Annotated in this window: 9 protein-coding genes and 1 pseudogene; 7 read left to right on the top strand and 3 right to left on the bottom strand. The window is 73.0% G+C overall.

Going from position 1 to position 11,039, the window contains the following annotated elements:
* Nucleotides 1–26 precede the first annotated feature (26 nt).
* A complete protein-coding gene (locus tag STRIP9103_RS44240; protein WP_009343009.1) occupies nucleotides 27–1,466 on the bottom strand; it encodes a PepSY-associated TM helix domain-containing protein in 1,440 nt (479 codons plus the stop codon).
* A gap of 172 nt (nucleotides 1,467–1,638) precedes the next feature.
* Here STRIP9103_RS44240 and STRIP9103_RS44245 point away from each other — a divergent pair, with 172 nt between their 5' ends.
* Entirely contained in the window at nucleotides 1,639–2,295 is a 657-nt protein-coding gene (locus STRIP9103_RS44245; protein WP_009343007.1) for a peptide deformylase, read from the top strand.
* Nucleotides 2,296–2,320: 25 nt separating this feature from the next.
* Here STRIP9103_RS44245 and STRIP9103_RS44250 read toward each other — a convergent pair whose 3' ends face one another.
* A complete protein-coding gene (locus STRIP9103_RS44250; RefSeq protein WP_048822284.1) occupies nucleotides 2,321–3,784 on the bottom strand; it encodes a dihydrolipoyl dehydrogenase family protein in 1,464 nt (487 codons plus the stop codon).
* 118 nt (nucleotides 3,785–3,902) lie between these two features.
* On the opposite strand from STRIP9103_RS44250, the gene trxA reads away from it, so the two are divergent.
* Entirely contained in the window at nucleotides 3,903–4,301 is a 399-nt protein-coding gene (gene trxA / locus STRIP9103_RS44255) for a thioredoxin (protein WP_009343003.1), read from the top strand.
* A gap of 111 nt (nucleotides 4,302–4,412) precedes the next feature.
* Here trxA and STRIP9103_RS44260 read toward each other — a convergent pair whose 3' ends face one another.
* On the bottom strand, nucleotides 4,413–5,447 hold the full coding sequence (locus STRIP9103_RS44260; RefSeq protein WP_048822289.1) for a LacI family DNA-binding transcriptional regulator: 1,035 nt from the start codon (nucleotides 5,445–5,447) through the stop codon (nucleotides 4,413–4,415).
* 320 nt (nucleotides 5,448–5,767) lie between these two features.
* Here STRIP9103_RS44260 and STRIP9103_RS44265 point away from each other — a divergent pair, with 320 nt between their 5' ends.
* From STRIP9103_RS44265 to STRIP9103_RS44285, 5 genes and pseudogenes are all read left to right on the top strand, one after another.
* Nucleotides 5,768–6,634: an FkbM family methyltransferase gene (locus STRIP9103_RS44265; RefSeq protein ID WP_234022462.1), complete on the top strand. Its 867-nt coding sequence runs from the start codon at nucleotides 5,768–5,770 to the stop codon at nucleotides 6,632–6,634.
* Between the two features lie 266 nt (nucleotides 6,635–6,900).
* Entirely contained in the window at nucleotides 6,901–7,875 is a 975-nt protein-coding gene (locus tag STRIP9103_RS44270; RefSeq protein ID WP_009343005.1) for an alpha/beta hydrolase, read from the top strand.
* A 200-nt stretch (nucleotides 7,876–8,075) separates the two neighbouring features.
* A pseudogene (locus STRIP9103_RS44275) lies at nucleotides 8,076–9,097 on the top strand (helix-turn-helix domain-containing protein); the annotation flags it as partial.
* A gap of 221 nt (nucleotides 9,098–9,318) precedes the next feature.
* Nucleotides 9,319–10,770 (top strand): amidase, encoded by a 1,452-nt coding sequence (locus tag STRIP9103_RS44280; protein ID WP_009343012.1) that lies wholly within the window; start codon nucleotides 9,319–9,321, stop codon nucleotides 10,768–10,770.
* On the top strand, nucleotides 10,767–10,991 hold the full coding sequence (locus STRIP9103_RS44285) for a hypothetical protein (RefSeq protein WP_009343008.1): 225 nt from the start codon (nucleotides 10,767–10,769) through the stop codon (nucleotides 10,989–10,991). Before STRIP9103_RS44280 ends, STRIP9103_RS44285 begins: the two co-directional genes overlap by 4 nt.
* Nucleotides 10,992–11,039 lie beyond the last annotated feature (48 nt).

Raw genomic sequence — 11,039 nt, forward strand, 5'->3', positions numbered from 1 at the left:
CGCCCTGCTTCGCCGTGCGTACCGCCCTACTTCGCCGCCACGTCCGTCTTCGGCTCGGCCGTCGTCGGCTCGGTCCGGCCCCCGTACGTCCGCCTGCCGCGTCGGTGGGCGATCTCGCCCAGGACGACGTCGATCACGATGAACGCGGCGAGGGGGATGCCGAGGAGCGGGACGAAGTAGCCGAGGACGGCGATGAGCGCGAGTGCGGGGACCAGGATGTGGGGCGGTACCTGCTGCCAGGCGCCGCGTGGGATCGGGCGGCCGAAGGACGAGCCGCGTCCGCGCTGCCACCACATGCGGTAGCCCCAGAGGATCAGCACGATCAGCGAGGCCGCGAGAGCCATCAGGAGAAGCTGGTTGACGAGGCCGAACAGGACGCCGGTGTGGGCGTCGATGCCCCAGCGGCTGAGCTTGGCGAGCACCGGGAAGTCGGCGAACCGGAGGGTGTCGGTGACCTCGGTGGTCGTCGGGTCCACGGCCACCGCGTCCTGCTTGGTGGGCCAGCTGCGCTGGACCTGCCGCACCACGTACACGGAGGACGCGTCGGCCGGCGGCACGATCTCCACGGGATCGCCCAGGCCCTCGGCGCGTGCGGCGGCGAGGATCTTGTCCAGGTCGCCCTCCGCGGCGCCCCCTCCCTCCGCCGCGCCGGAGCCATGGCTGCCGTGGTCGCCCGCCGCGGCGGAGATCGCCGGGGTCGCCTGGTGGAGTTCGGTGCGCAGGACGTCGATGTTCGCGCCGGCGTACGCGGACCAGGTCAGGCCCGTCGCTGAGAGGAAGAAGAACCCGGCCGCCGCCCATACGCCGACCGTGCCGTGCAGCCCCAGGGTGCGGCGGCGGCCGGTGGTCCCGCGCACCTTGCGCTGGGCCCTGCGGCGGGCGAACCACAGCACGAGGCCGCCGCCCGAGATGACCCACAGCCAGCTGGCGGCGAGTTCGCTGTAGAGGCGTCCGGTCTCGCCGAGGTGCAGGTTGGCGTGGAACTGGTCGATCCAGGTCCGCAGCGGCAGCGCCCCGGTCGACCCGTACTGTTCCAGCGCCCCGCGCACCTGTGCCGTGTACGGGTCGACGAACACCGCGAGGGTGTAGCTCTCGTCGACGCCCTCGACGCCCGACAGCAGCACCCGGGTCGTCGCGTCGTCCTCCGGCGAGGGGCGTATCGCCGAGATGGTGCCCTCGGGGTACTCCTCGCGGGCGGCGGCCACCTGTTCGGAGATCGGCAGCTTCTCGTCGCCCACCGCCGAGACGGTCGTCTCGTCGGCGTACATGAACTTCTCGATCTGGAACGAGGCGGCGTACAGCCCACCTGTCAGCGCCGCGACCAGCAGGAACGGGGCGACGAGGACACCCGCGTAGAAGTGCAGCCGCAGGACGAGGGGCCTGAGCGAGGCCCAGCCCTTCCGGGTGACCTCGGGCTTGACGGGTTTTTGGGCTTCGTCCGTCTCGGTCGAGGGGGCGATGGTCATCGGCGGGCTGCTCCGGGGTGCGGGGACGTCGTGGCGGTTCAGTAGTCGGGGCGTGGGGGCGTCGAGTTCCCGGCGATCACTGTGACGCGGGTCACAGATCGCGCTATCGGGTGTGTCGCGTCTTCGCGAGAGCCGCCTCGCATCGCGACAGCCCGCTTGGCATCCTGGCCCGATGTCTGCCGAACGTGATCGCGCCGAGTCCCGCCCGCTGAGCGACCGGGTCGAGGAGCTGCTCGCCCATGAGGGCCCGCTGCCGATCGTGGCCGCGGGCGACCCGGTGCTGCGCCGCACCGCCGAGCCCTTCGACGGCCAGTTGGACCCCGCGCTCCTGGCCCGCTTCATCGCCGCCCTGCGCGCCACCATGCACGCGGCGCCCGGCGTCGGCCTCGCCGCACCCCAGGTCGGGGTGTCCCTGCGGATCGCGGTGGTCGAGGACCCGGCGCCGGTCCCGGAGGAGGTGCGGCTGGCCCGCGGCCGGGTCCCGCAGCCGTTCCGGGTGCTGGTCAATCCGTCGTACGAGGCCGTGGGGCCGTACCGGGACGCGTTCTTCGAGGGCTGTCTGAGCGTGCCGGGCTGGCAGGCCGTGGTGGCCCGGCACGCCAAGGTCCGGCTGCGGGCCCTGGACGAGCACGGGCAGGCGGTGGACGAGGAGTTCTCCGGGTGGCCCGCCCGTATCGTCCAGCACGAGACGGACCACCTGAACGGCACTCTCTACCTCGACCGCGCCGAGTTGCGCTCCCTCTCCTCGAACCAGGCGATGGCCGAGCGCTGGAACGACCCCACCCCGGCCCGCGCCGCCCGCGACCTCGGCTTCCTGCTGCCGGAATAACCCAGTCCGCGCCGAGCCGACCCGGTCAGCCCCGGTACGCCTCCAGCAGCCGTAGCCAGACCTCGCTGATCGTCGGGTACGAGGGGACCGCGTGCCAGAGGCGGTCGATCGGGACCTCTCCGGCGACGGCGACGGTGGCGGAGTGGATGAGTTCACCGACGCCGGGGCCGACGAAGGTGACGCCGCGGACGATCTCGTGGTCGACGTCGACGACCATGCGGGCGCGGCCCCGGTAGCCGTCGGCGTAGAGGCCGGCCCCGGCCACGGACGAGAACTCGACGTCGACGGCGCGGACGTGATGGCCGGCCCGTTCCGCCTCGGCGAGGGAGAGACCGACGGCGGCGGCCTCCGGGTCGGTGAAGACGACCTGGGGGACGGCCGCGTGGTCGGCGGTGGCGGCGTGGGCTCCCCAGGGGTCGCTCTCCAGCAGCGGGACACCGGCCGCGCGGGCGGCGATGGCGGCCCCGGCGATCCGCGCCTGGTACTTGCCCTGGTGGGTGAGGAGCGCCCGGTGGTTGACGTCGCCGACCGCGTAGAGCCAGGCGCTGCCGGTCACCCGGAGGCTGTCGTCGACGGGCAGCCACGAGCCCGGTTCCAGGCCGACCGTGTCCAGGCCGAGGTCGTCGGTGCGCGGGGCGCGCCCGGTGGCGAAGAGGATCTCGTCGGCCTCCAGACGGTCGCCGGCGTCCGTGAGGACCACCACGGGCCCGTTCTCGCTCTCGCGGGACACCGCCGTCACCGACGTCCCGGTGCGGACGTCCGCGCCCGCCTCCGTGAGTGCCTCGGCGACGAGTTCCCCGGCGAAGGGCTCCATGCGGGGCAGCAGCCCCTTGCCCCGGACGAGGACGGTGACCTCGGAGCCGAGGGCCCGCCAGGCGGTGGCCATCTCGACGGCGACGACACCGCCGCCCACGACGATCAGCCGGCCGGGGACCTCCTTCGCGCTGGTGGCCTCGCGGCTCGTCCAGGGCCTGACCTGCGCGAGGCCCGGCAGGTCGGGCAGTTGGGCGCGGCTGCCGGTGGAGATCACCACGGCGTGCCGGGCGCTCAGGACGTGGCGCCCGCCGCCGGGAGCGTCCACGACGACCCTGCGCGCCCCGGCGAGCCGCCCGTGGCCGCGGTACAGGTCCGCCCCGATGCCCTCCAGCCACGCGATCTGGCCGTCGTCCTTCCAGTGGGAGGTCTCGTAGTCCCGGTGGGCGAGCACTTCGGCGGCGTCCAGCGTGCCCTGCACCAGGTGGCGCAGCCCGGGGACGCGGCGGGCGTCGGCGCGGGCGATCACGGGGCGCAGCAGGGCCTTGCTGGGCATGCACGCCCAGTACGAGCACTCGCCGCCGACCAGTTCGCTCTCCACGACCGCGGTGGACAGGCCGGCGGCCCGCGTGCGGTCGGCGACGTTCTCCCCCACGGGTCCGGCACCGAGCACCACAACGTCGTATTCCCGCGCCGCGGCTTCCTGCGTGTCTTCGGTGTGTTCCGTATCCGTCATGGGGTCAGTCTGGTTGGTGGTGTGCGTCGTGGCCACACGGGTACGTGCGCGGAATACGCCGCCGCGTGGCGGCGTTGTCGGCAGCGGCTCGCCCCGAGCACCGAGACCAGGAAGAGGGATGCACGCCATGAGCAGCAGCACCGTGGAGCTCACCAAGGAGAACTTCGACCAGACGGTCACCGAGAACGACTTCGTCCTCATCGACTTCTGGGCGTCCTGGTGCGGGCCGTGCCGTCAGTTCGCGCCGGTCTACGAGAGGGCCGCCGAGGACAACCCCGACCTCGTGTTCGGCAAGGTGGACACCGAGGCGCAGCCGGAGCTGGCCGCCGCTTTCGGTATCCAGTCGATCCCCACGCTGATGATCGTCCGTGACCAGGTGGCCGTGTTCGCCCAGCCGGGCGCGCTGCCCGAGGCCGCGCTCACCGATGTCATCGGACAGGCCCGCAAGCTGGACATGGACGAGGTCCGCAAGGCCGTCGCCGAACAGCAGGCGCAGGCCGAGCAGAACGGTCAGTGAGACGGTCGGTCAGAACGGTCGGTGAGCGCTCGGTGAGCCGACGGCCGAGTCGGTACCGGGCGGCGCCTGAGGACGTCGGTACGGGCGGGACCTTGAGGACAGAGCCCTCCGTCAGCTCGATTCCCGGTGGACGATCCGTTCGCCGAGCACGTCGTGGGTCGCGGGGAGGGTGCCGGGGTCGCGTACCGCGCGGTCGACCAGCTCGGCGAGGTCACGGCCGGCCGGCAGTTCGAGGTGGACGGTGCTCAGGCGGGGCCGCAGCAGCCGGCCGAGCATGAGGTCGTCGGCGCCGACGACGGCCGTCTCGTCGGGGATGCCGATGCCCTCGTCCTGCAGGGCCCGCATCAGCAGCATCGCGTACTCGTCGTTGTACGCGAACACGGCGTCCAGGCCCAGGTCGCGCCAGCGCGCGGCGAGTTGTGCCGCGTCGGCCTCGTCGTACGAGAGCGGCAGCTCGGTGACGGTCGCCTCCGTGCCCTGCACCGCGCGCCGTACGCCCGCGAGTCGGGGCCGGGAGTAGAGCCCGAGACCCGGTTCCTGGGGCACCACGACGCCGATCCGGCGGCGCCCGCGCTCGACCAGATGCCGGCCGGCGCTGTGGCCGACGCGCGCGTGGTCCAGGACCAGGACGTGGGCGCCCTCGACGGGTTCGGGGCTGAGGGTGACGACGGCGCGTGCCCCGGCGCGCTTGAGGATGGCCACGCCCTGCGCGCCGAGCCCCTCACCGGGCACGATCACCGCGACCGGGCGCAGCTCCGCCCAGGCACGGGCGGCCTCGTCACCGCGCAGGCCGACGCCGCCGAACTGCACGACGGTGTAGTCGAGGCGGCTGAGGGCCCACTGGAGGTCGTTGAAGAACTGGCTGTACAGCGGGCCGATCGGCACCTTCGGAGTCGGCATCAGCACCATGCGGCTGTGCCCCGCCCGCAGACTGCGGGCCGCCGCGTGCGGCACATATCCGAGTTCCTTCGCGGCCTCATGGACCCGGCGGCGCGTGGGCTCGCTGATACGGACGGCGCTGGTGTTGTTGAGCACGTAACTGACCGTCGCACGCGAGACGCCCGCCAGACGGGCCACATCGGCGCTGGTGGGAACGGATCGTGGCAGGGGCGACGGCGGGGCGGGCTCTTTCGGTATCTGCACCATGAGGAGGGCATCCTTGCAGAAGCGGTGAACGGCGTTCCGGCCGGGGACCTCCGGCCACACGATGGCTCGGGTCCGGGCCACCGATCTTTGTGGCTGGGAAGTTTGGCGAATCCGTTCGAAACCTGTGCATGCCGCCAACCATTTCGCGCCATTTCTGCGAGGGTGGATCGATGGCGACCCTTTACAGAAAGCTGCTCAGGTTTTTGCCCCGGTTGGGCCTGCAGGTGACGGACCTCGGACCGGGCACCGCCGCGGTCTCCCGACGCGGCGCACGCACTGCGATTCCGCTGACGACGGGGGCCGACCTACTGGTCAGAACCATGGACCGGTACGTCGTGTCCCGTCCGGCCAAGGACATGTGGCTGGTCCTCGGGGCACGGTCCCCCGCGTTCCCGCGCCCTTCCGGCACCGCACGGCCGTCCGACGACTGGAAAGCCGTCCGGCTCGGCGACAGCGGCGCATATCTGCTGGTGAACAAGGATGCGGCGGCCGACGAGCGGCGAACACAGCTGGCGGCGGCCGAGTATCTGTGCGCCCAGCACGTGGCCGCGATGCTCGAAACGTATGGCGTGAACTGTGTGTTCGATGTGGGTGCGAACGCCGGCCAATACGGCCGACGGCTGCGCAGTCATGGCTACACCGGCCGCATCGTGTCCTTCGAGCCCACCGAGGAGGCCTTCGCCCGGCTCCAACGGACCGCGGAGAACGACCCGGACTGGCAGGTGCACCGGATGGGGCTGGGTCGCGAGGACACCGTCGCGGAGATCCACACCGGCTGGAACTCCATGAACTCCCTTCTCTCGCCGAGCGACTACGGCCGCGACCGCTACCGACGGTTCGCCCGCACCCGCACCGAACAGATCGAGATCCGCAGGCTCGACGGACTCCTGGACCGTGCCTTCGACGGCATCGCGTTCCCCCGGCCGTACCTCAAGATGGACACCCAGGGCTACGACCTGGAAGTCTTCGCCGGCGCCGGGAAACACGTCGACGACTTCGTGGGCCTGCAGTCGGAGGTCGCCGCGCTACAGCTGTACGAGGGCAGCCCGACGATGGGCGAGGCGCTCGCCGAGTACGAGGCGAGCGGTTTCCGGATCACCGGGATGTACCCCGTCACGCGCGATCCGGCGACGGGGCACGTCGTCGAGTTCGACTGCGTGATGATGCGCGGGGACGCGGTCGGCTGAGTACGGGGTTCCGCGGTCGGCCGGGTACAGGGCACCGCGGTCGGGTGGCCACTTGCGCCGTTCGGCGGTCACGGGGCCACCCGCGCGGTTCTCCGGTGATCGGGCGGCCACCTGCCTGGTTCCTCGCGGTGGGGCCACCCGCCAGTCGGCGGGCAACCGCCGCCGTACGACGGCCTCCTCGCGCCGTGTCGACGCGCTCATCATCGCCGTACGCAGCGTTCCCGCCGTACGCGTCGTCGGCACGGTACCCGCACGAGGAGAAGCCCATGAGCATGATCCCGCCCCCGTTCGATCCGGAGCTCGCGGCCGTTTTGGAGATGGTCAAGGAGGTGCTCCCGCAGGAGCTGACCCCGGACCACATACCGGCTCTCCGTCAGGGGACGGGCGTCGAGATGCTCGCACAGCTGGACCTGACCATGGGCGGGGCATTCGAGGTCGAGGACCGGGCGGTGCCGGGGCCCGCGGGAGCGCCCGACATCTCGCTGCTCATCTGCCGTCCGACCGCCCCCTCGACGCCCGGTCCGCTGCCGGTGATCTACTACATCCACGGCGGCGGCATGATCATCGGCAACAACCGGGTCGGGGTGGACTCGGCCCAGGCCTGGGCGCGGGAGGTGGGCGCCGTCGTGGTGTCCGTGGAGTACCGGCTGGCGCCCGAGCATCCGCATCCGGCGCCCGTCGAGGACGTCTACGCCGGGCTGGTGTGGACGGCGGAGCACGCCGAGGAGATCGGGGGCGACGCCGAGCGGATCGTGATCGCGGGGGCCAGCGCGGGTGGTGGGCTGGCCGCCGCGCTGGCGCTGCTCACGCGGGACCGCAAGGGGCCGCGGCCGATCGGGCAGATGCTGCAGTGCCCGATGCTCGACGACCGCAACGACACGCCGTCCGCGCACCAGATGGCGGGGCTCGGCATCTGGGACCGCAAGGCCAACGAGACCGGCTGGACCGCGCTGCTCGGGGAGCGGCGGGGTGGTCCGGGCGTGTCCGAGTACGCCGCGCCGGCGCGGGCGGAGGATCTGTCGGGGTTGCCGCCGGCCTTTCTCGACGTGGGCTCCGCGGAGACCTTCCGTGACGAGGTCGTCGGCTACGCGTCTCGGTTGTGGCAGGCCGGTGGGGTGGCGGAGCTGCATGTGTGGCCGGGGGGCTTTCATGGGTTCGATGGGCTCGCTCCGCAGGCGAGGCTGTCTCAGGAGAGCCGGGGTGCGCATGTGCGGTGGTTGCGGCGGGTGCTTGGGGAGTGAGTGGGGGGTCTCGCCCCCGCCGCCCCTACCCGTCCCTCCCCCACCCAGGGGCTGCGCCCCTTCAACCCCCGCCTTCTAGCTCGGTCCGGGCGGTTTGTTGGCGGGTGCGGGTGGGTGGGGGCTGGTCGCGCCCGCGCGGCGGAGCCGCACCGCACCGAGTTGCTGGGCGTCCGGTCTCGTTCATGCCGCACCATGGGCGTATGAAAGAGCTGGCGGGGCGGTTGACCGCGGTGGATCCGGATGCTGGGGCCGCTGTTCGGGTTATCGCCTATTTCGACGCGTTGGCCGAGTCGCGGGCCGGGCTCGAGGCGTTGGTGCGGGGGGCGGCCGTGCTCGCCGGGTGCCCCGCGCGGCTCGTCGACACCGAGCGGCGCGTACACGTGCGGGTGGAGCCGGACGGGGAGCGGCGGGACAGCGATCTGCCGCCGGACCCGGCCTGGCCGTCCGCCGCGCTGGTGCCGGACGGTGTCCCCGCGCTGTTTCTGGAGCGGCCCGGCACGGTCGAGCCGAGCGTCGTGGACGCGGTGATCCTGGAGCGGGCCGCGTCCGCCCTCCGGGTGGTGCTGGACCGGACCCGCGGCCGTGCGCCCGTCTCCCCCGCCGACGACCCGGCGCTCGTGGAGACCGTCCTCGACCCCACCGCCGGCGAACAGGCCCGGCTGCACGCGGCCCGTCTCCTTGGCCTGGACCCAGACGCCCCCACCACCCGCGCCCGCGCGCTCGCCCCGCTCAGCGGCCGACCCCGGATCCTGGCGGTACGGCAGGACGGCGGCCCCGTCGAGGCCGGGCTTCCCGCCGGGCGGGTCGGCGTCGGACCCGCCGTGCCCGTGCTCGGTCTGCCCGGCTCCTGGGAGGCGGCGCGGACCGCGCTGCGGTTCACCGCCGAGGGCACCGCGCAGGACCCGGGCGAGCGAGTGGTCCACGCCGACGACCTCGGCGGGCTCGCCCTGCTCGCCGAACTGGTCCCGCCCGGGGCCGAACCATCGTCGGACGTACGGGACTTGGAGGCTGCCGTCGCGAGCGCTCCCTGGATGCTCGTCACCCTCCACGCCGTCGCGTACACCGCGAGCCTCCGGGCGGCGGCCACCGAGATCAACGTCCACCACTCGACCCTCCAGGACCGTCTGGCCCAGGCGGAGGCCCTCCTCGGCTGGCCCCTGCGCACCCCCCGGGGCGGCTGCGCCTGCATCTGGCCCTGACCATGCGGCACCTGGCACGCGGGGGGCCGGCTTCGGGCGTCGCTTCGCGGCATCGGACCTGGTTATGGGTTCCGGACGGCGGTGGGGCGGCTCCGGCACACGAGGAGGGGGAGCGGTCGCCGCTTCCGTCGCCTTCGCTCCGGGGCGAACCGCCGTGTCCGCCTGCGGGTTCTCCCCGACCGCGGCATGGCATCCGCACAGACGTTACCGTTCGGTAGCCGATCTGCTTCAGGAGGTGTTCCCCATGGCTGCCGACCGTGCGCCGGGTCTGGTGGAGTGTGCTCGTGCGTTGGCTGCGGGGGAGGTGACGTCCCGGGCGCTGGTGGAGCAGGCGCTCACGCGGATCGAGGCGAGTCAGACGACGGTCAACGCCTTTCGGCGGGTGCGCGCGGAGGCGGCGCTGGTGGAGGCCGACGCGGCGGACGAGGAGTTGGCGGCGGGCGGACGGCGGCCGTTGCTCGGGGTTCCGGTGGCCGTGAAGGACGACATGGACGTGGCGGGCGAGCCGACGGCGTTCGGTTGCCGGGGTGAGTTCCCTGCGCTGCCGGAGGACGGCGAGGCGGTACGGCGGCTGCGCGCGGCCGGGGCGATCGTCGTCGGCAAGACCAACACCTGCGAGCTGGGGCAGTGGCCGTTCACGGAGGGCCCTGCGTTCGGCGCCACCCGTAACCCGTGGCACCCGGACCACACCCCCGGCGGCTCCTCCGGCGGTTCGGCGGCGGCCGTCGCGGCGGGGCTGGTACCGGCCGCGCTGGGCTCCGACGGGGCGGGCTCGGTGCGCATCCCGGCGTCGTGGACGCATCTCGTCGGCATCAAGCCGCAGCGCGGTCGTATCTCCACCTGGCCGCGCCCGGAGTCCTTCCAGGGCATCACCGTCAACGGCACCCTCGCCCGTACCGTCGCCGACGCGGCCCTTCTGCTGGACGCCGCGAGCGGCAACCACGAGGGCGACCTGCACCGGCCGACCGCCATCAAGGCGACCGAGGCCGTGGGGCGCGATCCCGGCCGGCTGCGGATCGCGCTGTCCCTGAGGCCGCCGTTCACGGCGCTGCCCGCGCGGCTCGACCCCCGCGTACGGGAACGGGTCCGCGCGGTCGCGGAGCGGCTGGCCGCGCTGGGGCACGTGGTGGAGGAGGCGGAGCCGCGTTATGGGCAGATCGGGCTGACGTTCGTCCCGCGTGCCACCGCCGGAATCGCCGAATGGGTCGGCGAGATCACCCGGCAGGACCTCCTCGACCGGCGCACCCGTGACACCGCCCGCCTCGGCCGACTGCTCGGCGGGGCGCCGCTGCGGCTGGCCCGCCGCGCCGAGGCCACGCTCCACCGGCGGATCGGCGCGCTCTTCGAGTCGTACGACATCCTGCTGGCGCCGACGACCGCCACTCCCCCGCCCCGCGTCGGCTCCATGCTCGACCTCGGCCAACTCGGCACCGACCGCGCGATGATCGCCGCCTGCCCTTACGCCTGGCCGTGGAACGTGCTCGGCTGGCCCGGGGTGAACGTACCGGCCGGGTTCGTCGACGAAGGGCTGCCGGTGGGCGCGCAGTTGCTCGGTCCGGCCGACAGCGAGCCTCTGCTGCTGTCGCTGGCCGCCCAGTTGGAGGCCGACCAGCGCTGGCACGAGCTGTGGCCGCCGCAGCCGCCGCCCGGCGCCGGTGACCTGTTCGGTCCGTCCCCTGTGCCCCGTACTCTGTGACCATGGACGAAGCGTCGATGGTCGGGCTGTTGGGACGGGTGACCGGTGTGGTCGGTCCCGGGCTCGTCGGCGAGGTGATCATCCGGGTACGCGGCGGCGCCGAGCACTTCCTGGCGTACCCCGCCGCCGCGAAGGACCGGATCGAGCCGGGGACGCTCGTGATGGTGATGGAGTACCTGCCGCCGCGCACGGTGTACGTGTCTGCGGCTTACGACAGCTGACGTACGGCAGTTGACAGGTCGTCAGGTGGCGGCGAGCGGCCCTGCGGG

This window comes from Streptomyces ipomoeae 91-03, assembly GCF_000317595.1.
GTDB lineage: Bacteria > Actinomycetota > Actinomycetes > Streptomycetales > Streptomycetaceae > Streptomyces > Streptomyces ipomoeae.